Here is a 22,682-nt window from a genome sequence, read left to right as displayed (position 1 = left end):
TACTTAATATTATTCTATGTAAATTATAGATAAATAATTTAAAACACGATATAAATCTCCAGTTAGTGAAAGGAGTATCCTTTTTGCAAACAAATATACATTCTGAAAAGGAAACAATTATTTTTATTCATGGATTAGTTGGCAATCGTCGCGCCTTCAAAAAAGAGCAAAAACGATTTTCTGCCTCCTACAGCATTATAACTTATGACTTATTAGGTCACGGTGATGATAAAGGAGAAGCAATCGACTTTTCATTACAGCGCCTCGTAGATCAATTATTAAACTTATATGAACAAGAAGGTATTAAAAAAGCACATATTTGTGCGCTAAGTTACGGCTGTTACATCTCTACAATTTTTGCACAAATGCATCCAGAAAAAGTATTAAGTATTTGTCATATTGGAGGACATTACAATAACCCTTCTCGTTTATATAATGTATTTCAAAATTTTTGGGAGAAGCGAGGAGATGAATACTCTAAATGGCTCTCTCAATACGCAAATACTATTTTTCCAAGCGGTATATTAAAAGCAAATCCGTTCGCAGTCATTTCAAGAAATATTTACTACCGTTTCGGATTACAATTACATTCATCCATAATTGCCCAGTCATTACGACATCGGTTAGAATTCGATTTAAAATCTAAATTAAAATCACTTCCTCACCCTATACTATGGGTAATGGGAGAGCATGATCATCTCTATAAATCTTGTCTATTTGATTTGAAATCTATTTTGCCTAACGTTCTATATAAGGAAATACCGTTAGCGGGACATGCAGCGAACTTATTTCGTCCTAACTATTTCCATGACTTATATGATCGATTTTTAAATGGAAAGTTAAAATAAAAACTATTAAACTTCCAATTTATTCAACTATAAAAAGGCTTTCCAAGTTTCCTTGGAAAGCCTTTTCTCTATACGAAAAGTATATAAAACTACTTTTTCTTAGTATGCTTTTGTGTAACCTAATAGGTGCTTGCTCCAGTAAGAGTTACTTACAGAACTAATACGTACACCAGTTGCATCTGTTTCTGCACTAATGAACTGACCGTTTCCTAAGTAAACACCCATGTGAGAAGGACCTGATTTATAAGTATTTTGGAAGTATACTAAATCACCTGGTTGTGGATTGCTAGTTTTTGTTTTAGAGCTCCAGTATCCAGCAACTGTTTGACGAGCGCCTTTATGACCAGTTTGATTTAATACGTAGTGAATGAATCCACTGCAGTCAAAACCAGCAGGTGTTGTACCAGCAGTTCTGTATGGTGAACCATTTAAAGATCTAGCGAATCCAGCGATTGAAGATGTATCTCCACCTGTTGTTGGTTTTTGTACGTCTTTACCTGGTTGTTGAACGTTATTTGTAACATTATTGTTATTTGTAACGTTGTTTACTCCGCCTTTTACAAACTTAACGAAGTCTGCACTTACGTAACCTGTGCGGCCGTTATGGTTAATTTTGTACCAACCATTTTCAGCACCAGTAACGTTTAATACTTTACCATTTGTTACTCCACCGATTACAGCGTTGTATGTAGCTGGGCCTGTACGTACTTTTAAGGCACCAGTGTTAACAACATAAGAACCACCAGTTTGAACTGTTGTAGTATTGTTGTTTGTAGTTGGTTGTTGTGTTTCGTTAGATACAGCAGAACCACCTTTTGTTACGAAGTCTTTGCTTACGTATCCAGTTCCACCATTGAAGTTGATTTTAAACCAATCTTGCACTTCACCTACAACTTGTACTGTTTTACCTTTGTTTACAGAACCTAATACTGTATGAGATGTACTTGGGCCTGTACGTACGTTAAGTGAAGAAACGTTTACTGTGTAAGTACCTGTTCCTTGTTGAACAGTCGTTCCTGTTTTGCCACCAGTCGTTACGAAGTCACCACTTACATAACCTGTTTGACCATTTACGTTTACTTTGAACCAACCATTTTCTTGTCCAACTACTTGTAGCACTTGGCCTGATTTTACTTTAGAAATAACGTTATGTCCTGTACCAGCACCTGAACGAACATTTAATACATCAGCAGTTACTGTGTATTTTAATTCAGAAGTTGTTTCTACAGTTTTTGTTTCAGTTACAGTCGTTTGAGTTTGAGTTTGTCCATTAATTTCTTTTAGCGCTTCATTTGAAACTTGTGCATGAGCAGAATCCATTCCTGGAACTGCAACGCCAGCTACAGAAGCTGCTGCTAAACCTGCAATTACTTTTTTCATAAGTTGTCTTTACTTCCTTTCCCTACTATCCTCTTAAAAAAAAACTAAAACTTTAATACTTTACAATATTATCAAAGTAAAATATTCATCCAGTTCCATTTTTTAGCAAGAGTTTTATTTTTCACACAGAGTTCATTTTAAATGAACAAAGTGAAATCCGTGTGAACTTCATGTGAACTTTATCATTAAACACAGTGTTTTTGCAATGGTTTTTTCAAATTTCTTATATATCGCATGAAAATTCGACATTCTATTTAATATTTTAATATAAAATATCCCTTTTCTATCTATTATAAAAAATTCTATTAACCTAATACAAACTCAAGTATGTATTTCCTTATAAAGCTCCTTACATGAAGTATACTTTCATCATGACAAAAATCACTCTATTTATCAATAGTATAATATTTTTAGAAAACTAAATTTCTATACTATCTACAATTTTGAAATAATTTGACGAATTGTAAGATTTATTTCACAAAAGCCATTTCTCCTTTAAAGAAAACACACACTATATCAACTGTTCTCTTTTTCTTATAATGGAATTTATAGGATATTTATAGTGTTATATACATATCTTAATAAACAAGAATTTTAGCGAATTAATTAAAGTTTCATTCCCTTATAAAATGAAACTTTAATCAGGAAGGGTTTTATACATCCTCCGCTAATTATTAACCCTCACCACTCGGGCTGCCCATTAATGCGGAGTTTTATTGGAATAAAAAGAGGAGGCATATTTGTGAGAAATATAATAGATGATCCAATACAAAAAAACATAGAGCTATACTATGCTTTTATTCAATTCGTTTCAATAATAACATTACAAAAAGTATCAGCTATTGAAACACGTAAAAACGAATTAAAAAATCAGATGAAAAATGCCGGACAAAAAAACCCTTATTACGTATAAAAAAAGGTGAACAGGTTATATTCCTGTTCACCTTTTTAAATTATTTATAAATTTTCACACGGTCCTCTAGCGGTTGGAATTCTTTTTCACCAGCATGTACTACCGGTTTACCAAATGGCATTTGCGCAATAAGTTTCCAATTCTCTGGAACATCCCACTCTTTTCTCACTTCTTCATCAATTAGCGGATTGTAATGCTGTAACGTAGCACCAAACCCTTCAATTTCTAAAGCTGTCCAAATTGCAAATTGTAACATTCCTGATGATTGCTGAGACCAAGTTGGGAAATTATCTTTATATAATGCAAAGTTAGCTTGAAGGCTTTCCACTACTTCACTGTCTTCAAAATATAAAACCGTTCCATAACCACTTTTAAATGCATTCATTTTTTCTTCAGTAGGTGCAAAGTTATTTTCAGGTACAATTTTTCGTAACGTTTCTTTCGTAATATCCCATAATTTATCATGTTGTTCTCCTAATAAAACAACAACGCGAGCACTTTGAGAATTAAAAGCTGAAGGTGTATGTTTTACAGCATGATAAATCACTTCTTGAATTTTCTCATCAGAAACTACTTGCTCTTTACTAATTGCATAAATAGATCTTCTGTCTTCAATTGCTGAGTAAAAATCTTTTGCCATCATAATTCCCTCCAATTTTCAATTGAGGCTATTTCATATGTATATATCATATTACGCCCCTCAAACTTATTATTAATAAGCTTATAACTTTATAATATCACAGCAACAAACAAACTCAAATAATAACACTTATATTTAGAAGCTTTTTCCTTTTTAAAATAAAAATAAAAAGACTGTTTGTTGTTATCTAAAATTAGTAACAACAAACAGTCTTACTTATGTAGCGATCTAGATTCGTATTTTACTTACTTAATTAACTAATCCAAATGCATACGACATTAACTTATTTGTCTCTGTAAAACGTTTTGTTTTACTTGATGTCCCCATGACCACTGTAATAATTCGATTATCACCTTGCTTTGCAGTCCCAGTAAAACAGTATCCTGCACTATCTGTAAATCCAGTCTTTAGTCCGTCCATTCCTTCTATATATAAACTTTTATTATTTTTGTTTAACATGTCGTTTGTGCTTATAACATTAATATTATTAAATGCTAGCTGACTTTGGCGTAAGTGAGTCACTTCTAATATTTCCGGATAATCTTTTATAAGATGATACGCTAATTGTGCTACATCACCAGCCGTCATTTTTGTTTCACTTCCATCTGGCTCTTGTAATCCAGAAGCATTTGCAAATTTAGCATGTTCCGACATTTTTAACTGTTTCGCTTTTGCATCCATAAGCTGAACGAAATCTTTCTCCGATTTTGCCATATGTTCTGCTAAAGCCACAGCTGAATTATTAGCTGACTCAATCATTAATGCATGATATAAATCTTTAACAGTTAATGTATCATTAACTTGTACTGGGATTCTCGCTCCCTCTGTTTGTGCCGCCTTCGCACTCATTTTCACTGGATCTTCCCAGCGAACTTTCCCGTTATGTATACTCTCTAGTAAGAGATACGCTGTCATCATCTTAGACATACTAGCCGGTGCAAAAGCTTCATTTTCATTATATTGATAAATAATATCTCCATCACTCGCATCGATAATCATAGCTGCTTTTGCGTTAATTTCTGGTGGGATGTACTTTGGCGGGACTACTTTTTCAGTAAATCCTGCTTTAGGTAGTTCTGCCACTTGCAAAGGTTGTCCCTCTACATTCGCTATGCTCTTTTGATTTCCTTGGAATAAGAACCAACATATCCCTAAAATAATGACTAATAGGACTGTCATCCTTCCCCATTTTAACCGATTCATTTCAAAACTCCTTTAGCAAACCTTTTATACGCTCACATTTAACCTTAACAACAATTCCTTTATACAGTCAAGGTAAAAGGTATATTTATTCATAGTACAGCAATGATTATTTTAATTTATTTATGTTAAACTTACAATATTGAAACGTAAGAATATTCAATAATAAAATCTCGTAAATAAAGCGAAACTTTAATCAGCCCCCCAATCGGGCTACCCGTCAAATAGCGAGATAAACTATTTAATAGAAGGGATTCATACAAATGCTACTTCCAAAATCATTAAAATACGGAGACACAATTGGGATCTACTCCCCTTCTTCACCAGTAACCTACACTTCTCCAAAAAGATTTGAACGAGCAAAATCTTACTTACAACAGAAAGGGTTTCATATATTAGAAGGTTCATTAACAGGTCGATATGATTTTTATCGTTCTGGTAGTATACAAGAGCGTGCTGAGGAGCTAAATGTCTTAATAAGAAATCCTAATATTTCTTGTATTATGTCAACAATTGGTGGGATGAATTCAAATTCAATATTACCTTATATTGATTATGATGCTTTTCTAAAGAACCCTAAAATAATGATTGGGTATTCAGATGCAACTGCTTTATTACTAGCAATTTACGCCAAAACAGGAATCCCTACATTTTATGGACCAGCTCTCGTCCCTTCCTTTGGCGAATTTGAACCTTTTGTTGATTGCACATACAAATATTTTGCTGAAACTTTACTACATGATCATTCTCTTCCTTATCATATAAAACAACCATTATTTTGGTCAGATGAATTTATTAATTGGGAAGAAAAGACGAAGGAGAAAGAACTTCGACCAAACGATTGGATTTCAGTAATTGATGGAAAAGCTACTGGGCGTATTATTGGCGGGAATTTAAACACGATACAAGGAATTTTGGGTAGCCCCTATATGCCACATATTCAAGAAGGCGACATTCTCTTCATTGAGGACAGTTCAAAAGATGCAGCTACTATTGAAAGAAGCTTTTCATTACTTAAAATTAACGGTGTATTCGATAAAATTTCAGGTATCATTCTTGGAAAACATGAGCAATTTGATGATTGTGGTACAAATCGAAAACCTTTTGAAATACTATTAGAAGTACTTCAAAATCAAAGAATTCCTTTTCTAGCTGACTTCGATTGTTGTCATACACATCCCATGATTACTATGCCTATCGGTATTCAAGTAAAGTTGGATGCAACAAATAAAACGATACATGTTGTAGAACCTTGGAAAAAATGAATGCATAGCTTCTATTGTTTTACAATAAAAGCCATGATACTATATAATTTGGAATGTGAAAGATTAAACAAAATACGTTCCAATATCTATTATTAGGAAAAGATAGATATAAATATATATTTATATGTAAAAGAGAGTGAATAAATGAAACCAACTATTAAAAATTACGTATTTTTACATGTAGCTTTTTTGATATATTCTATCATTGTGGTTTACATGAAATGGGCAGCTAAGTTTCCCATTGCTTCCATCTCATTTTTTATTGCTTATTTCGGACTAGTTGTACTTTTATTCGGATATGCAATTTTATGGCAACAAGTAATTAAGCATTTCGAAATATCGAAAGCATATTCACATCGCGGAATTATTATACTGTGGTCAATGCTTTGGTCAGTAGTTCTATTTGGAGATACGATACAGTGGAATCATTTACTTGGTGCGGCTATTATTATCGTCGGAATTGTGGTGGTGACAAAAGATGAATAGTTATATGTTGTTATTGATCTTTGGAATCGTATTGGCCAATTACTCACAAATTTTATTAAAAAAGGCTACTTTACAGCAATATGATTCTAAATTAAAAGAATATGTAAATCCATATGTAATCATCGGTTACTCTTTATTTGTACTTAACGCAGGATTCAATATTATCGCCTTAAAGGGACTGACAATAAATCAAGTCTCTGCATTAGAATCATTAAGTTATATCATCATATTAATTTTCGGTTGGTATTTTTTAGGTGAAAAAGTAACGAAAAGAAAAGTAATTGGGAATACTATCATTTTAATGGGTGTTGTGGTGTATTTTATTAAGTAATCACTTATACAAAAAGCTCCGTTTATCACAAACGGAGCTTTTTACTATTGACCTAAATTTTGCACTTTATCTTTCAAATCTCGAACTTGATCTACCGTCTGCATAAGCTCAGAGTTTTTAAATTGCTCTACATCCACTTTGCCTTCTTCTATCTTTGTCTTCGCCGTATCAATTAACGTATTTAACTTTTCGTTATATCCGACGATTTGTTGATGAAGATCCTTTGCTACATCAGGTGGCGTTAATTCATTGAATGCGGGTATATCTTGTTTAATTTCACTAAGCTTCGTTTCTAATTCTTTTCGAGCCTCGCTATCATTAACGGCCTTTTCTGCTAATGCTGGTGCATCATTTGCAAATGCACTTATTTCATTTACATAGTCTGTCGCCTTTTGAGCATAATCTATGGAGTTCTTTCCTTCTTCCACTATTGAACATCCCATTAAACCAATTGAAACTATGAATACTAATACAATTGATTTTATTTTCATTTTAGACCCCCTTCGTCCTTATAATTGTCTGTAATTTTCTCTATACATAACTTCTAGCTAAATTGTTTATAACCTTTTTCAAATAGCTATTTACCCTCTTACATGCCCTATTATCGTTACAACATCTATTTCTATATGTACACTTATAATATCTTCAATTATATCCATATACCCTTGTCCTATAGCTGTTCCATAGTGTAATGTAAGCCCCTTCTTTTCATACACTGACTTTGGCACTGAAAAAATAAATCTCCTTAAGTTTCTTTCATCAGCTGGTTCCATAATTAAAACAATCCCATCCTCATCAAACATATACGCTCGCCCTCCAACTTTACATTCACTATGGCTCAGTATTGCCTTGGTCAGCAAAATTTAAAACATAATAAGTTAAGATACACTCTGCTCTATCATAAAGTGAAACTTTAATTAGCCCTCACAAGTCGACTCTTTATCGGCAAATAGCGGGATAAAAATAAAAAGCATTCATTCTTTTTTGTTAAGAATGAATGCTTTTTAAAAAATCAATTTCTAACTCTAGCATCTTTTTTTGACGAGGTTTTACTTTCCTTACGGGAACTCCAGCGTAAATATACCAATCATCTAAACTCTCTTTTACCATACTCATCGCACCGACTGCCGTACCTTCTCCTACCGTTACATTTGGAAAAATAATAGAATTAGCACCAATAATCACATGTTTTTTAAAAATAACTTTTTCTGCTTTCACATTCCTATATTGATTCGGGACGGTTGGCCCCATTAATGTATTTCCACTGAAATCATCAAGTACTGCATATACGATTGTTTTAGCTGAGATGTTTGCAAAATCATGCATTTCAATTCCAACTTCCCCTCCATATAACGCTGTATACGCTGATATGTGCGAATAACTTCCAATTGTGATTTTACCACTTAAAATGCAAAAATCATCAATTCTTACATGATTGCCAACTGATATAGCACTCGAATTATATATACTTGCTTTTTTACTAACCAATACATTTTTCCCAACAGATAAAAATCCAATTTTCTTTAGTTCTTCTTGACTATAAAAACTATTCATCTACCGACACCACCTTCTGCTCTAAACAGATTACAATTTGCTCTACTAGTTCTTTCGTCATTCCTTCCCATAAAGGTAAACTTACGATTCGTTTTGCTATTTTATTCGTTTTTGTTAAATCTGTCGACTTATAGTTTTTAAAAAGAACTTGTTGGTGGCAAGATGGTGAAAAGTATAATCTAGCTTCTATTTTCTGTTTTTTCAGTTCTTCAATTACTTGTATGTTGCGAACTTCTTCTGGACAAATGATAGGCATAAATTGGTGAATAACTGCTTCTGTCTTTTGGACTTTCCACCCTTTTTTCATTAACCCAGTATTTTGTAACAACTGTTTATACCATTCAGAAATACGGGTACGTTCTTTTAATTTTTGATCCCACTTTTTTATAGTCGCAATCCCAATAGCTGCTGCGTATTCAGACATTTTACAATTAAACCCCATCATCGTACATTCACGATTTTTATCAAATCCGAAATTCCCCATTCTTTTAATACGTTGTATATCTTCTTCGTTTTTACTATATATGAGCCCTCCTTCACCAATTCCGAACGGCTTTGTTGCATGAAAGCTATATACGATCATTCCACTAAAATCTTGACCGTAATGCATCCCTCCATTCATTAATCCAAATCCCGGCGCCGCATCTACGACAACCGGAATCCCCTTCTTCTCTAATTCTTCATATTCTTCTAAGTTCATCCATGATCCAAAAGTGGCGTACGGGACAACAATCGCAACCTCTTCTTTTAATTCTTCTATCTTATCCAAAAGTACGGTTTTATCCATATACCAATCATCTATTGAAATATCAATAAAGTAAGGTTCCAATCCACACCAAATAGCGGCTAAGGCAGTCGCAGGGAATGTAAAGCTAGGCATGAGAGCATACTTTCCCTTTCTTCTTTTCTTTAGTTGAATAGCCGCCATTAACCCTAACGTTGCGTTTGCTACTGTTGTAACAGCTCCCCTGTTTTGAAAAAATGACGACATAATTGTTTCCTCAAAACGTTGATTTATAGGTCCATAATTCGTATATATGTGAGATGTATCAATTTCCTTCAATTCGTCCAAATACTCACTTACAGGTACAGTTGAAGCACGTAAAAAAGGAATATTCTCCATATCTATCTATTCCTTCCTATCATTTTCGGACAATATAGAGCATATCTGTTTCAGATAATCCAAATTTCCTAGCACTTTTCATTCCTTGTTTTTCCGCTATGTTATATAATTCTACCTTAAATCCTGCATTCATTAATCGTTGAATAAATCCCGATTGATTGTAAATTCTCACATGATCTTCTTGACCAAAAGCTAATTTCCTCAATTGTGGTGTTACAATTAATTCATTCTCTATAATAAAATCTACATTCATTACGATTGGTACTTGAATAACTCCCCATCCATTTGGCTTTAACACTCTATATAACTCTCGCATTGCTTTGTCATCATCAGGAACGTGTTCTAACACATGGCTACATAATATTACATCAAAAGTATTACTATCATATGTAATTCTTGTAACATCAATTTCCTTCATTAATGGATCCTTTGGTTCTAAGTCACCACATACATACGTAATATTTTTATACTCGTTAAACCAATCTCTTAACTTTGCTTCAGGTGCAATATGAAGCATTGTATAGTTTCTATTTAACAAGTCCGTTTCCGTTTCAATGTACGCACGGTACAATCTTTCACGATCCATCGAATTACAAACTGGACATATCCCTGTATCTTTATTCCACATTTCAAATTTATATTTCGGAAAATCATAATGTGCTGGCCAAGGTGAAAATTTTTCAAATTGTTGATTGCAATATTGACAATAACAACATTCTTTCTCGAACATATGAGCAACTAACTTGTTTAAGCCTTTTTTTATCTTTTCATTATAAATTTGATCTAGTTCGCCATTTCTTACTGCATCCTTAACTATAAATCCCGCATTTTCTAAACAATAAGATAAACTCTCTTTATACTCACTTTCGGAGCTTAAAAACCCACTATTATATGCATCTATAATTAATTCAATCCACTCTTCAATTGTCATTAAAATAAAATGCATTTGTTTTTGATTTTGTCCACTATGCTGTCTAAAATAACTAAGAGGTTCATGTATATAAACTACTTTTCCTTTCCTCATCATATCTAGCCAAGTTACAATGTCATTAATAGCAGAATAAGCCTTTCCTTTAAAATATCCAAACTTCCCGTCAAACAAATCCCGATTAAACAAAACTGTTGTCGGCTCACCAACTACATTTTTCAAGTTTTTTAACATATAATTTCCTAATTCTTTTCCTTCAAAAAGTGTAGTTTCTTTCGCGATTTTCATATTTAATGTTGAAGGTGGTAATATCTCTCCATTCTCATCAATCAGTTCACGATATGACGTCACAAATGAAATATTTTCTAACGTCAAAAAGTATTTCATCATTCTCTCGATCTTTTCATGATGAAATAAATCATCATCTAATAAAAAGTTTATATAGTCCCCATTCGCAAGTTCTACACACTTATTAAAGTTTTCGGCAACTAACGGCGTTTCATTTTTAACATATGTAATACACTCATATTCACGTAAGTACGGTTGAATCATAGCATTGACTTCATTATTTGTACTGTCGTCAGAAATAATAATTTCAATATTTTCATATGTTTGATTGAGAGCGCTGTTGAGTGCTAATTCCAAGTAATAAGGTCTATTGTACGCAGGAATAAGTATACTTACTTTCGGTAAAGAAGAATTATTATTTATATGTTGTTTTTTCTTTTCTATGTTTATTTTCTTCGCTCTAATTTTTTGGTAATAGTCTAATGTATATAATATCGATGATGGAACTATCCTTCTTGCATAATCTAGAAAATTAGTTATCGCTTTGTCTAACTCTCTTTCAGTGGATAAGAAACCATATTTTTCACCTACTATAATACTGTGCGAAAAATCTTCTAACCCATCCATCATTTTATTAGATTCATTTAACTGTTGATCTGGATGTAATCGAAAGTAACTAAGTGTCTCTGCTATATATACTGCTTTTCCTTTACTTAATAAAGATAACCATGAAGCTATATCTACGTTACATAAATACCGCCTCTTATCAAAAATCCCATATGGTTCTTGTAAATCATTTTTACGAAATAAAACTGTTGTCGGTTCTCCAATATAATTTTTTTGATCCACAATTACCTTATTTCCTAATTCTGTTCCCTCTATAATGGTATCCTCTTCAAATAAACGGACAGTCGAATAAATATGTCGTAGTTCTTTCCCTTTATCATCAATGACTTGACGATGAGATGTTACAAGCTTAATTTCATTATCTAAATCATTGAAAAAATACTTCATCATTTTTTCAATTTTATTTACATGAAATACATCATCATCCATTAAAAAATTTATATACTCACCGTTCGCTTCATTAAATAACATTAACGCATTTTCAAACTGTCCGAGAGTTGATTTATTTTTTATATAAATAATATTTGAATGATCACATAAGTATTTTTGTAACACTATTTCTGTTTCATCATTCGTGCTGTCATCTCCGACTATAATTTCTATATTAGGGTACGTTTGTTCTAACACACTACATAACGCCTTTTCAAAGTAACGAGGACGATTATACGTAGGAATTAATACACTTACCAACGGAAGTTGCTCTACCACCTCTTCAGTTCTTTCAATACGAGTTCTCATTTTAACTCTCTCACCTCTTCGCATATTATTTATATACGCGACACAAAAATCACATTACTTTAACTGTATGGAGCCTATATACTTTTATGCAAACATGAAACAAATTATCATACTTTTCGTTCCTGAATAAACATATTTAATAATGCGGACATTTTATTTGCACCTTTTTTATTCATATGATCACTATCATAAAAATCATCATCACAAAATAATGGTGAATCAAATAGATCTATAATTTGAAAAGAATATTGAGTTTGAAAATCATTTATAACTTTATAAAAATCTTCTTTTAATTTCTTACTACTACAATTGAAATAATGTGAAGTAACTGGGAATACAACAATTAATGGTTTTATATCATTTTTTAACAGTAATTCTAAATATTTTTTAAAAATTATTTTATTTTCAACTAAAGTTTGAGGATACGCCAATTTAGCATGTGAAGCTGCTCTTATTTTCCCGTGTTCTTCAAAAGGAATGTGAAGAGGAGTGGTATTCCACTCAGCATTTATCCAAGGCAGTATCAATGATTCATCTTTTAGTTCATCTAATAAAATATATTCAAAATGCAAATTAAAAATAGAAAGAAGTGGTTTCGGAGTATTTAGATGTGAGAATCCATCAGTGGGTAGAGGAGAGTGAACTACAGTATGATGACCATCTTGAAACAATGGATAATATACTTTGTGAATTCTATATGATTCGGAGGATAACGACATATCAAAGTAAAACGAGAAATAGGCTATTCCTATTAAACAATATTGAAATGAATGATTGTTTGATAAAAGTTGTGACGCTATTAAATAATCATAGTATAGATCTTGCGATGGAAGTGTTAATTTTATTGACTTTTTTGAGAGAAGCTCCGTACTTATGCCACAATGCGGATAAGACAAACCGGTAGCAAACAATTCATACGTCGGATCACTCTTTGCTTTTTTCATAGAAATGTATAAAGACATAAGATCCGGATTTATTTGATAGATAGAAATTAATTTATCCTTCCATTCATACATGTATTTTGTTAAATTAATAATTTTTGAACTTTGCACGCCCCGATTTATCAAGTCATTTGTAAGTTTTTCTGCGTCCCCTCTCCAAATGACTATATATTGAAAAGAACTTTCTATACGAACAACATCTGAAACGTCCACAACATGAACTATTGTTTTACATTTATTTTTGTCTAACGTATTTCGAATCCTATCCCCTGATAATTCATCACTTAAAACAATGATTTTATATTGCTCCTTCATGTACATCCCCTCCATTATATGTATAATATGAAATTCATTTTTAATTCGTAACAATCATATACACCTGCAATCTAACAAAAAAAATAGCTCCACCATTAGGCGTAGCTATTTTTACAATTATTGCTTATTCAAATTATATTCCTTTATCTAACTCATAAAGTTTACGATACTTTTCATTTTCTTTCAGAAGTTGTTTATGACTACCTTGCATGACAATTTGGCCACGATCAAGGAATATAACTTCGTCTACATGTTCTATTCCTACAAGATGGTGCGTAATCCAAATAACCGTCTTTTCTTCCGTTGCAGAAAACATTGTTTCAATTAAAGACAATTCTGTTTTTGGATCTAAACCGATAGTCGGTTCATCAAGTACAATAATTGGTGTTTCTTGCATAAGAGTTCTAGCAAAAGCAACCCTTTGTCTTTCCCCACCAGAAAACCGCTTTCCCATTTCATGCATTTTTGTTTGTAATCCGTCTGGAAGAGAAGTAACATGTGAAGCTAATTGTGCTTTCTCTAAAGCTTTCCATATCTCTTCATCCGTCGCCTCTGGTTTGCCAATTCGTACATTATTTCCAATTGTCGTATCAAACAAATGCGGCTTTTGATTTAATACAGAAATATATTTAGATAAAAGATTCGTATGAGCTCGTTCACCATTTAGTACAACTTGGCCATTTACTGGGCTTAACGCCCCTGTTAACAATTTTAGTAAAGTAGATTTCCCTGTCCCACTTCTCCCTAAAATAGCAATTTTCTTCCCTGTTTTTATTTGTAATGATACATCTTTTAATACAATCTCATTACTATCTGGATAACTATACGATACGTGATTCAGTTCAATATCTACATGTTTTGGTTCAATATAATCTTTCTCTCCATGCAAATCCGTTTCATCATGTAAAACACTATCACTTTCTACGCCATTAAGACGATGGGTAGATTCTACATACGACGGTATTCGATCGATGGCATCTGCAATAGGAATAAGCGCGTTCGTTACAGATAAAGTCATTAATACGAAAGCTGCGATAACTGTAGGAGCAATTTGTTCACTTGCCGCTTCATTCCCAGTCCATATGATCATCGAAATAACTACAATACCTACTACTAATTGAATGATACTGTCCCGAATATGATACCAGCGTTTCACTCTCTTTTCGATTTTTAACAACTGATCATTTTGTTTTACATACTCATTAATAAATTCATCTTTACGACCACTTGCTTGCCAATCAGATAATCCAAAAACAGCATCTGTCAGTTGTTGATACAAACGGTTTCGTCCTTGCTTTAAAATAACATGATGTTTCTTCATCAAAAGTAATGATACAAACGGAAGAAGAAAAACGATAATAGCTAACATACAACCTACAATAAGTGCAAAAACAAAATCAAATGCACCGATAACAAGTACGAAGATACTATAAACAACTAGCGCTAATATGCTAGGAAATATTGTACGTAAATATAGGTTTTGCAAATGCTCTATATCTTCGGATAACACTCCTAACATATCACCCGTTTGAAATCGAGAACGGAAAAATAACGCCTGTGGTTCTACTATTCTATATAGCCTCGTTCTCATTTTTTCTAATATACGTAGTACGACATCATGTCCGACTAAGCGCTCTATATAATGAAATACAGCTTGCCCTATACTAAACGCTCTTGTTGCAACAATAGGAACATATACAGCCATTACATTTTCTGGTCTAAGGGCAGATTTTGAGATCAAATAACCTGAAATAAAAAGTAACATCGCTCCTGAACTAACTCCAAGAAGACCAAGGAAAATAGTTAAAGTCATTCTACCTTTATTTTGTTTTATATAAGGTTTAACCCAGTTACTCATTTCTCTCCCCTCTCTTCCCTATGAAAATGTAATGTCTCATTCTCTAAAAGTTCTTCATACGTCCCACTTTCTTTCATTTCCCCTTTATTTAAAATAAGAATATGGTCCATTTGTTTCATCCAATGTAGACGGTGGGTTGCTAAAAATACTAACTTTCCATTAAATAGACGTAACATCGCTTGCTTTATTTCAAATTCGGTTTCAATATCAAGATGTGCCGTAGGCTCATCTAATAAAATGATTGGTTTTTTACTTAAAAGCGCACGCGCCATAGCAACACGCTGTTCTTGTCCGCCACTTAGCATACGTCCACCTTCTCCAATTCTTTCGTGCATCCCATTTGGAAGTGATGTAACGAGTGAACGAAGGCCGACTTCATTAATAACTCTTTCAACTTCTTCATCTGTTGCATTTGTTTCATAAAAACGAATGTTATCCTTTAATGAAAGCGGAAAAATATAAGGTTGCTGCGGAATATAAGCGATATTTTTTTGCCAATCTTCACGAGTAGATCCATCAACTTCTACACCATTTACTAACATCTTTCCACTCGAAGGAGATAAAAAACCTGCTAATACGTCGATTAACGTCGATTTGCCTGCACCACTTTCACCAATAACACCAATAGCACCGTTACCTTCCCAAGTAAAATTAATTCCTTCTAATATAGCCTTTTCAGATTCAGTATTATTAACTTTGATGTCTTGTAATTTCAAGCTACTAGAGGCATTCCATACTATATCTTCATTTAAATCTTTCTTTTGTATTCCTTTTTGTTGTTGCAAAATCTCTTCTATTTGCTCCATCGCAATTTGTCCATCTAATGTCGCATGATAATTTGCTCCCACTTGTTTAATCGGCAGAAAATATTCCGGAGCTAAAATCAAAATTGTAAGGGCTGGTAATAGTATAATCGTTCCATCTATTAAACGTATCCCTAATCCAACTGCCACAAACGCAATTGATAAACTCGTAAAGAAATCTAATGCAAAAGAAGAAAGAAAAGCAACTCGCAAAGTACGCATCGTTGCTTTTCTATACCTTTTACTTACTTTTTCAATCTTTCCTTCGTGCTGTTCACTTTTCCCTAAATACTTTAATGTTTCTAAACCTTTTAACGTATCTACAAAATGGTTCGAAAGTACACGATATATCTCGTACTGACTATCTGCCATTTTTTGCGCTGCTAATCCGAGAAGAATCATAAATATGATCACGATAGGAATCGTTACAACTAAAATGATTCCAGACTCAATATCTAGCGTAAAAACATATAGTACAATTAGACCTGGAACGATGCTACTTCTAATCATTTTAGGAATCGTTAATTCAATATATGTTTTAAATTTCTCAATCCCTTCAATTGATAAGGTAACCAGATGACCAGTCCCAACAGTTTGAACATACCTTGGACCTAATGTGAAATATGCCTCTACTAGTTGTTTTCTTAGTAACGACCCTGTTTTTTCAGCAAAACGTTCCACTAATATTTGTGATGTTCGAACTACTATATGACGCGCTGCAAACGCGATACCAAAATAAACAATTTCACTTAATATTGTTTGTACTGTCTCTCCATGAAATAAAAACGTAATAGCTCGTGCTAAAAAGATTGTTTGCGCAATAATACTAAAAGCTTCTAAAATACTAATAATCGTTAACGCTACATATAAAATACGGCTACCGGGATAAGACGGAAGTCCTCTTTTTCTTTTCATTAGTACTCCAAATCGTTGTCTGACTTAACAGGTTGTCTAAATACATAATAACTCCATATTTGACTTCCGATAACGAAAGGCAAAATAGCAATCGCAAAGTAAGTCATAAGTTTTAATGCATAAGCTCCTGATGCTGCGTTGTAAATTGTCAAATCATTCATTGCTCCTAAAGAGCTAATCATAACACGTGGGAACATACCGATAAATACACTCGCACTTAGTAAAATGATTGTTAAACTCGTCATAAAGAAAGCCCAACCATCTCTTCTTCTTTTATTTAATAAAGTGGACACTAATAGTGCTACAAAAGCTCCGATTGGCACCATAATCCATTCTGTTCCATGAGCAGTGAAAATGTCGGTTTTCCATAACCCCACACCAGCAAAAACAAGAAGTGTAATTAATGAAAATGGTGCAATTTTTATTGCAGCAATTCGTGCACGTTCTCTCAATTTACCAGTTGTACGTATCGTAAGAAATTGTAATCCGTGAACAATACATAGTAGGAGAAACATTACTCCTCCAAGTAACGCAAATGGATGAAGTAATTGCAAGAATCCACCTACAACATTTTTACTCTCATCAATAGGTACACCTACCATAAAGTTTGCAATCGCAACTCCCCAAAGGATAGGAGGTAACATACTTCCAATAAACATTCCCCAATCCCATGCACTCTTCCATTTATGATTATCTATTTTCGCACGAAATTTAAAGGAAACACCTCTTAAAATTAAAGCAAGAAGCATAAATACAAACGGAATATAAAAACCACTAAATAAAGTTGCATACCAGTGCGGAAATGCCGCAAACATCGCTCCACCAGCACAAACAAGCCATACTTCATTCGCGTGCCAGAACGGTCCTATTGTATTTAAGTAAACTCGTTTTTCAAAATCATTCTTTCCTAAAAACCTCGAAACCATTCCTACCCCAAAGTCGAAACCTTCCAGTACGAAGAATCCAACAAATAAGATTGCAATAACTAAAAACCATAACTCATTAAGAGATAACATACTCTTCCTCCTTATCAAATGGATCATGGCTTTGATAATCCTTTTTCGTTTTCTTATTCTTGTGGCCCTTAATGGTACGAACAAATAAGTACACACAAATTCCACCCATAATTAAATACATTGATGTGAATGAAATAAGTGAGAATAATACTTCACCGAATGTTACATTTGGTGATACAGCATCTTCTGTTTTCATTACACCAAATACAACCCAAGGTTGACGACCCATTTCAGTCATAATCCACCCTACTGTATTACCAATGAATGGAAGAGAAATTGCATACACCATTAATTTTAAATACCACGTTTTTTCCGCTAAACGATCTTTTCTTGATAAGAACCATCCGTAAGCTCCTAGAAGAAGCATGAATGTTCCACTCATTACCATCGCTCTAAAACTCCAAAACATTGTATGCACTGGAGGAATATAATCTCCAGGTCCATATTTTTCCTCATATTGTTTTTGAATTTGATTCATCCCTTCAACTTGACCGCTAAACTTATCATACGATAATAGACTTAGCATATAAGGGATTTGAATTTCAAACGAATTTTCTTTCTTCTCTGTATCAATTTTCGAAAATACTGTAAATGGTGCTGGATCCTCACTTGTATTCCATAGCGCTTCAGCTGCCGCCATCTTCATTGGATGTGTCTTAATTAATTGTTGCGCTTGTGCATGACCGAAGAATAATACAAGCGCCGTTGTAATTGTTCCAACAATGATAGAAATTCGGAAAGATTTTTTAAATACTACAGTTTCTTGTCCTTTTGTAATTTTCCATGCACTTACACCAGCAATAAAGAATGCACCTGTTGCAATTGCCGCTGTAATTGTATGCGGGAATTGTACCCATAGTTGTGGGTTTTGAATAATGGCTAAGAAATCATTCATTTGCGCACGACCATCAGCTGCCATTTCATACCCGACAGGTGACTGCATAAATGCACTTGCAGTTAAAATCCAGAATGCTGATAACATCGTTCCAATTGAAAGGAGCCAAATACACATTAAGTGAATTCGCTTCGGTAATTTATCCTCACCGAATACCCATAAACCCAGGAATGTAGACTCAATGAAAAATGCCAGTAATCCTTCAATCGCAAGTGATGGACCAAATACATCACCTACAAAACGTGAATACGTTGACCAGTTCATACCAAACTGGAATTCTTGTAAAATACCTGTTACTACACCTACTGCAAAGTTAATAAGGAATAATTGCGTCCAAAACTTTGCCATCTTCTTATATACTTCTTGCCCTTTTACCACATACAACGTTTGCATGATCGCAATAATAAAAGCTAAACCAATTGACAGCGGAACAAAAAAGTAATGGAAAATCGTTGTTGATGCGAACTGTATTCGTGCCAATTCGAGCGTTTCCATACTAAAATCACTTCCTTCATAGTTTTTATAATAAAAGTTAATTGAGCAATCTTATCAAACTCAATTATTAAGAAATACGAAAAGACAAAAACATTTTGTATGTATTGTCGAAAAATATGAAGTTTCAGTTTTTCAAACTATTGTAATGCTATTTTTTACCTTTTCACTATTTCTGTAGTGTTTTATTCGTTAATCGAATTGTATAATATACCTGCATAGTAAATTCAGGTTATTTTTGACGTATTATTGACATCATTTTGTCTGAAATATGTCTTTTGTCATTTTTTTGAATCAGATTTTTCTCATTAGCAAAATGTGTTTTTTCAATATACTTCTTACTTTTATATCTATAAAACAATCGTTTTTCTCTTCATACACTTGACTTTTACCCGAAAAAATGTCCTCGAAACTACCCTCGATAAACGCTTGTTTTTTGTCAAGTGAAAAATGTATTTTTAAAATTCAAACTCGAAATAATGTTATTCAAAAATAGAAAATAACTTCCCTCTTCCTCGACTAAAAGTTCATTTTTTTGTCATTTTTCCAGAACAAATAAAAAAAACTGAAAGTCGATTAGACTCTCAGTTTTTTTTATTTATTTTGCTGTATGTTTTCTAACGGCTGGTAAAATTTCAGTAGCAATTAATTCAATATTTTTCTCAATTTTATCAAATGGTACACCGCCAAAATCAATTTGTGCCATAAAGCGTTGTTGGCCAAATAATTCATATTGGTACAGCATTTTCTCAATGATTTGTTGTGGGCTACCAACCATTAAAGCATCACGGTAATCTATTGCATTTGTAAATTGCTGTTTCGGATACCCACCACCGCGCAGTGTAAGCATACCAGCATTAATGTGAGGGTAATATTCACTAAGTGCATCTTGTGAATTTTTTGCCGTATAAAATAAACTCGTTGTCGCAACTGGTAAACTAGCTGAATCAAATCCACTTTGTACAACCGCCTCGCGGTAAGCATCTACTGACACTTTAAAGTTAATTGCTGGACCACCAAGTGTTGTTATCATCATTGGTACACCCGCGCGTCCCGCTTTAATTGCACTAGCTGGTGGACCTCCAACCGCACGCCAAATTGGTAAGTTATTATTTTTCGCTCTCGGAATAACCGATGCATGTGCGAGCGGTGCTCTGAACTGTCCATTCCATGTTACATGTTCCTCGTTATTAATTTTTAATAAAAGATCCATCTTCTCTTCGAATAATTCTTCATAATCATTCACGTCATAACCAAGTAAACTATATCCCCCAATACGAGATCCACGACCAGCCACAATTTCTGCACGTCCATTAGAAATCAAGTCAATTGTAGCGAAATCCTCATATACTCGAACTGGGTCAGATGTACTTAATATCGTTGCTGAACTTGCAATTTTTATATTTTTCGTAGCTTGTGCAATAGCTCCTAAAATAACTGTATGAGCTTGTGTTGTAAAATGCGTTTGATGACTTTCACCGACAGCAAACACATCAAGCCCTGCCTCATCTGCTAACTTAGCTGTTTCAATTAGTTCGTGAATTCTTTTCTCTGGCGTAATTTTCTCCCCATTATGTGGATTTAAAACATGATCACCAATTGAATATAATCCAAACTCAATTCCTTTTCTTATATCTATACGGTATTTTTCCATAGTTACTCTCCCCTTTAATAAAGTAGTATTAGTTTTTTTCTAAAAACGTTGGTAAGTCAGGTATATCTCCGTATTACCTACGCCTTCACTTGATTAGTCAATTGATAGTGTAAAAAAAATTACTCTTGCGGTAATTCTTTTTTTTCACTATGCTTATGAACTTTCGTCATTAGCTCGTATAATATTTTCTGCTCTTCTTCATTTAATACATCATCAAAAAACGAAGATTGAAATGCAAGTTGCTCTGGCAATGCTTTCTCTAAGGCCGATTCCCCTTGCTCTGTAAGACTAATTGTTTTCGTTTTCCAATCTTGTTTTCGTACAATATATCCTTCTTTCTCAAGACGAGTTAACATTCGAGAAATACCACCTTGTGTAACAGTTACCTTTTCAGCTAACTCCATTTGTGTTAGTGGCTGATACGTACGTATTTGCAAAAGCACATCAAATTGAGCTGTCGTTAAATCAAAACGTTTTAAAAACTCATTTGACATTTGATTACTTTGGTTCGTAAATCGTATTAAACGTAACCATATTAATGATCCTATCGTATTATCACGCATGTTTTGTCACTTCCTAGCGTTCATCTTACTATCACTTTACTACGCAAGTGATAAAAAAGCAAGAAAAAATGTAATAAATATATCGATAGAGTATTGCATAAATAATGATAAGTAAGAATTCATATAAACATGAATTCTTACTTATCATTATTCTTAACTTTGCCTTTCATTCATTACTATATTTAAAGCTGCCATAGCTTTTGGCCAACCAACGTAAAAAGCCATATGTGTTATTAATGCAACCAATTCATTCTCCATAACCCCATTTTGTTTAGCTAGCTTCAGATGAAATTGTAATTGTTCTGTATTACCGAGACTGATTAGTGCTGACACAGTACACAAGCTTCTTTCTCTTAATGTTAAAGTGGCATCCCGCCACACTTCCTCAAATAATATCTTTTCACTATAATGAGCAAATGCAGGTGACATTTCTCTCATTTTCTTTTTAATATGTACTTCAATAAGTTCATTTTTTTCTCCCTTTATTTTCACCATTTGTGCTATTCCTTGACCAAATGACCAGTTTTCAGCAGCTGTCTCATTTAATGTAATAAAAATATCCGAAGTTTTAACATCGGAATATTCCGTAATTTTTAAGGATACCGATTGATACAAATCTTTTTTCTGTTGCACTGTTCTTCCCGGTCCACATGTAATAGAAACATAAATCATATTCTCTGTTCTCTTTTCTCCTCTTTCCAACAAATAATATGGATTATATAAAAATTTGTTTTCTTGGTAAGGTAAGAACATTTGAAAATAATCATTTTCAGGGATGTTAAAATGTTCAATTAATGAAAGATGGATACATTCACCCATTTTTTCCAACTCTTCTTCATTTAATATGTTTTCAGGATAATAAATCTTCACAAAAGGCATAGACTTTCATTCCTTTTCTTATTTTTAATA

General features: G+C 33.3%; 21 protein-coding genes and 1 pseudogene. 5 read left to right on the top strand and 17 right to left on the bottom strand.

The genetic code is table 11. The features are described from left to right. The first annotated feature begins 83 nt into the window (after positions 1-83). The gene (locus tag AC22L0_RS05830; RefSeq protein ID WP_087968019.1) at positions 84-848 is read left to right on the top strand and encodes an alpha/beta fold hydrolase; all 765 of its coding nucleotides are present in this window, start codon (positions 84-86) and stop codon (positions 846-848) included. 99 nt (positions 849-947) lie between these two features. Here the strand turns inward: AC22L0_RS05830 and entFM are convergent, their stop codons facing one another. Then, positions 948-2,228 carry an enterotoxin EntFM gene (entFM, locus tag AC22L0_RS05825; protein WP_000755525.1) on the bottom strand — a complete coding sequence of 427 codons (1,281 nt, stop codon included), beginning with the start codon at positions 2,226-2,228 and terminating at the stop codon, positions 948-950. 742 nt (positions 2,229-2,970) lie between these two features. On the opposite strand from entFM, the gene AC22L0_RS05820 reads away from it, so the two are divergent. Further along, the gene (locus AC22L0_RS05820) at positions 2,971-3,141 is read left to right on the top strand and encodes a DNA mismatch repair protein MutT (protein ID WP_487272167.1); all 171 of its coding nucleotides are present in this window, start codon (positions 2,971-2,973) and stop codon (positions 3,139-3,141) included. Positions 3,142-3,181: 40 nt separating this feature from the next. Here the strand turns inward: AC22L0_RS05820 and AC22L0_RS05815 are convergent, their stop codons facing one another. Together AC22L0_RS05815 and AC22L0_RS05810 are read right to left on the bottom strand one after the other, a co-directional pair. Then, entirely contained in the window at positions 3,182-3,784 is a 603-nt protein-coding gene (locus AC22L0_RS05815; RefSeq protein WP_001987122.1) for a nitroreductase family protein, read from the bottom strand. 246 nt (positions 3,785-4,030) lie between these two features. Continuing rightward, positions 4,031-4,984, bottom strand: coding sequence for a D-alanyl-D-alanine carboxypeptidase family protein (locus AC22L0_RS05810; RefSeq protein ID WP_001080871.1), 954 nt, complete (start codon positions 4,982-4,984; stop codon positions 4,031-4,033). A gap of 260 nt (positions 4,985-5,244) precedes the next feature. On the opposite strand from AC22L0_RS05810, the gene AC22L0_RS05805 reads away from it, so the two are divergent. From AC22L0_RS05805 to AC22L0_RS05795, 3 genes are all read left to right on the top strand, one after another. Beyond that, complete coding sequence (locus AC22L0_RS05805) at positions 5,245-6,246, top strand: S66 family peptidase (protein WP_087968021.1); 1,002 nt, start codon at positions 5,245-5,247, stop codon at positions 6,244-6,246. A gap of 144 nt (positions 6,247-6,390) precedes the next feature. Beyond that, the gene (locus AC22L0_RS05800; protein ID WP_000805132.1) at positions 6,391-6,732 is read left to right on the top strand and encodes an EamA family transporter; all 342 of its coding nucleotides are present in this window, start codon (positions 6,391-6,393) and stop codon (positions 6,730-6,732) included. Continuing rightward, the gene (locus AC22L0_RS05795) at positions 6,725-7,063 is read left to right on the top strand and encodes an EamA family transporter (protein WP_001089876.1); all 339 of its coding nucleotides are present in this window, start codon (positions 6,725-6,727) and stop codon (positions 7,061-7,063) included. The genes AC22L0_RS05800 and AC22L0_RS05795 overlap by 8 nt, the downstream gene beginning before the upstream one ends. Before the next feature lie 44 nt (positions 7,064-7,107). Here AC22L0_RS05795 and AC22L0_RS05790 read toward each other — a convergent pair whose 3' ends face one another. The 14 genes and pseudogenes from AC22L0_RS05790 to AC22L0_RS05725 form a co-directional block, all read right to left on the bottom strand. Next, the gene (locus tag AC22L0_RS05790; protein WP_000695229.1) at positions 7,108-7,554 is read right to left on the bottom strand and encodes a DUF6376 family protein; all 447 of its coding nucleotides are present in this window, start codon (positions 7,552-7,554) and stop codon (positions 7,108-7,110) included. Between the two features lie 90 nt (positions 7,555-7,644). After that, complete coding sequence (locus AC22L0_RS05785; RefSeq protein WP_000459099.1) at positions 7,645-7,866, bottom strand: hypothetical protein; 222 nt, start codon at positions 7,864-7,866, stop codon at positions 7,645-7,647. Positions 7,867-8,050: 184 nt separating this feature from the next. Further along, a complete protein-coding gene (locus AC22L0_RS05780; RefSeq protein ID WP_087968023.1) occupies positions 8,051-8,617 on the bottom strand; it encodes an acyltransferase in 567 nt (188 codons plus the stop codon). Continuing rightward, a complete protein-coding gene (locus tag AC22L0_RS05775; RefSeq protein WP_000427968.1) occupies positions 8,610-9,740 on the bottom strand; it encodes a DegT/DnrJ/EryC1/StrS aminotransferase family protein in 1,131 nt (376 codons plus the stop codon). The genes AC22L0_RS05780 and AC22L0_RS05775 overlap by 8 nt, the downstream gene beginning before the upstream one ends. Positions 9,741-9,759: 19 nt before the next feature. Then, positions 9,760-12,321: a glycosyltransferase gene (locus tag AC22L0_RS05770; protein WP_087968025.1), complete on the bottom strand. Its 2,562-nt coding sequence runs from the start codon at positions 12,319-12,321 to the stop codon at positions 9,760-9,762. 107 nt (positions 12,322-12,428) lie between these two features. After that, positions 12,429-13,577, bottom strand: coding sequence for a hypothetical protein (locus tag AC22L0_RS05765; protein WP_000664247.1), 1,149 nt, complete (start codon positions 13,575-13,577; stop codon positions 12,429-12,431). Between the two features lie 133 nt (positions 13,578-13,710). Then, positions 13,711-15,435: a thiol reductant ABC exporter subunit CydC gene (gene cydC, locus AC22L0_RS05760; protein ID WP_087968027.1), complete on the bottom strand. Its 1,725-nt coding sequence runs from the start codon at positions 15,433-15,435 to the stop codon at positions 13,711-13,713. Further along, the gene (gene cydD, locus AC22L0_RS05755; protein WP_000824027.1) at positions 15,432-17,153 is read right to left on the bottom strand and encodes a thiol reductant ABC exporter subunit CydD; all 1,722 of its coding nucleotides are present in this window, start codon (positions 17,151-17,153) and stop codon (positions 15,432-15,434) included. Before cydD ends, cydC begins: the two co-directional genes overlap by 4 nt. Further along, positions 17,153-18,169 carry a cytochrome d ubiquinol oxidase subunit II gene (gene cydB, locus AC22L0_RS05750; protein WP_000950083.1) on the bottom strand — a complete coding sequence of 339 codons (1,017 nt, stop codon included), beginning with the start codon at positions 18,167-18,169 and terminating at the stop codon, positions 17,153-17,155. The genes cydD and cydB overlap by 1 nt, the downstream gene beginning before the upstream one ends. Beyond that, a complete protein-coding gene (cydA, locus tag AC22L0_RS05745) occupies positions 18,156-19,559 on the bottom strand; it encodes a cytochrome ubiquinol oxidase subunit I (RefSeq protein ID WP_000448869.1) in 1,404 nt (467 codons plus the stop codon). Before cydA ends, cydB begins: the two co-directional genes overlap by 14 nt. Positions 19,560-20,154: 595 nt before the next feature. Then, positions 20,155-21,210 carry an LLM class flavin-dependent oxidoreductase gene (locus AC22L0_RS05740; RefSeq protein WP_000417539.1) on the bottom strand — a complete coding sequence of 352 codons (1,056 nt, stop codon included), beginning with the start codon at positions 21,208-21,210 and terminating at the stop codon, positions 20,155-20,157. Positions 21,211-21,329: 119 nt separating this feature from the next. After that, entirely contained in the window at positions 21,330-21,773 is a 444-nt protein-coding gene (locus AC22L0_RS05735; RefSeq protein WP_001205528.1) for a MarR family winged helix-turn-helix transcriptional regulator, read from the bottom strand. A 153-nt stretch (positions 21,774-21,926) separates the two neighbouring features. After that, positions 21,927-22,211 (bottom strand): carboxymuconolactone decarboxylase family protein, encoded by a 285-nt coding sequence (locus AC22L0_RS05730; RefSeq protein WP_223272771.1) that lies wholly within the window; start codon positions 22,209-22,211, stop codon positions 21,927-21,929. Between the two features lie 27 nt (positions 22,212-22,238). Further along, positions 22,239-22,652: pseudogene (locus AC22L0_RS05725) on the bottom strand (tautomerase family protein); the annotation flags it as partial. Between the last annotated feature and the right edge of the window lie 30 nt (positions 22,653-22,682).

The organism is Bacillus sp. LQ01, assembly GCF_057624735.1.
This window is presented reverse-complemented; position numbering and strand designations above follow the sequence as displayed.

What these genes read in the sequence shown, in the direction of transcription:
- entFM (WP_000755525.1), bottom strand. Translation starts at nt 2,228, where the DNA reads ATGAAAAAAGTAATTGCAGGTTTAGCAGCAGCTTCTGTAGCTGGCGTT.
- AC22L0_RS05815 (WP_001987122.1), bottom strand. Translation starts at nt 3,784, where the DNA reads ATGATGGCAAAAGATTTTTACTCAGCAATTGAAGACAGAAGATCTATT.
- AC22L0_RS05810 (WP_001080871.1), bottom strand. Translation starts at nt 4,984, where the DNA reads ATGAATCGGTTAAAATGGGGAAGGATGACAGTCCTATTAGTCATTATT.
- AC22L0_RS05805 (WP_087968021.1), top strand. Translation starts at nt 5,245, where the DNA reads ATGCTACTTCCAAAATCATTAAAATACGGAGACACAATTGGGATCTAC.
- AC22L0_RS05800 (WP_000805132.1), top strand. Translation starts at nt 6,391, where the DNA reads ATGAAACCAACTATTAAAAATTACGTATTTTTACATGTAGCTTTTTTG.
- AC22L0_RS05795 (WP_001089876.1), top strand. Translation starts at nt 6,725, where the DNA reads ATGAATAGTTATATGTTGTTATTGATCTTTGGAATCGTATTGGCCAAT.
- AC22L0_RS05790 (WP_000695229.1), bottom strand. Translation starts at nt 7,554, where the DNA reads ATGAAAATAAAATCAATTGTATTAGTATTCATAGTTTCAATTGGTTTA.
- AC22L0_RS05785 (WP_000459099.1), bottom strand. Translation starts at nt 7,866, where the DNA reads ATGTTTGATGAGGATGGGATTGTTTTAATTATGGAACCAGCTGATGAA.
- AC22L0_RS05780 (WP_087968023.1), bottom strand. Translation starts at nt 8,617, where the DNA reads ATGAATAGTTTTTATAGTCAAGAAGAACTAAAGAAAATTGGATTTTTA.
- AC22L0_RS05775 (WP_000427968.1), bottom strand. Translation starts at nt 9,740, where the DNA reads ATGGAGAATATTCCTTTTTTACGTGCTTCAACTGTACCTGTAAGTGAG.
- AC22L0_RS05770 (WP_087968025.1), bottom strand. Translation starts at nt 12,321, where the DNA reads ATGAGAACTCGTATTGAAAGAACTGAAGAGGTGGTAGAGCAACTTCCG.
- AC22L0_RS05765 (WP_000664247.1), bottom strand. Translation starts at nt 13,577, where the DNA reads ATGAAGGAGCAATATAAAATCATTGTTTTAAGTGATGAATTATCAGGG.
- cydC (WP_087968027.1), bottom strand. Translation starts at nt 15,435, where the DNA reads ATGAGTAACTGGGTTAAACCTTATATAAAACAAAATAAAGGTAGAATG.
- cydD (WP_000824027.1), bottom strand. Translation starts at nt 17,153, where the DNA reads ATGAAAAGAAAAAGAGGACTTCCGTCTTATCCCGGTAGCCGTATTTTA.
- cydB (WP_000950083.1), bottom strand. Translation starts at nt 18,169, where the DNA reads ATGTTATCTCTTAATGAGTTATGGTTTTTAGTTATTGCAATCTTATTT.
- cydA (WP_000448869.1), bottom strand. Translation starts at nt 19,559, where the DNA reads ATGGAAACGCTCGAATTGGCACGAATACAGTTCGCATCAACAACGATT.
- AC22L0_RS05740 (WP_000417539.1), bottom strand. Translation starts at nt 21,210, where the DNA reads ATGGAAAAATACCGTATAGATATAAGAAAAGGAATTGAGTTTGGATTA.
- AC22L0_RS05735 (WP_001205528.1), bottom strand. Translation starts at nt 21,773, where the DNA reads ATGCGTGATAATACGATAGGATCATTAATATGGTTACGTTTAATACGA.
- AC22L0_RS05730 (WP_223272771.1), bottom strand. Translation starts at nt 22,211, where the DNA reads ATGAGAGAAATGTCACCTGCATTTGCTCATTATAGTGAAAAGATATTA.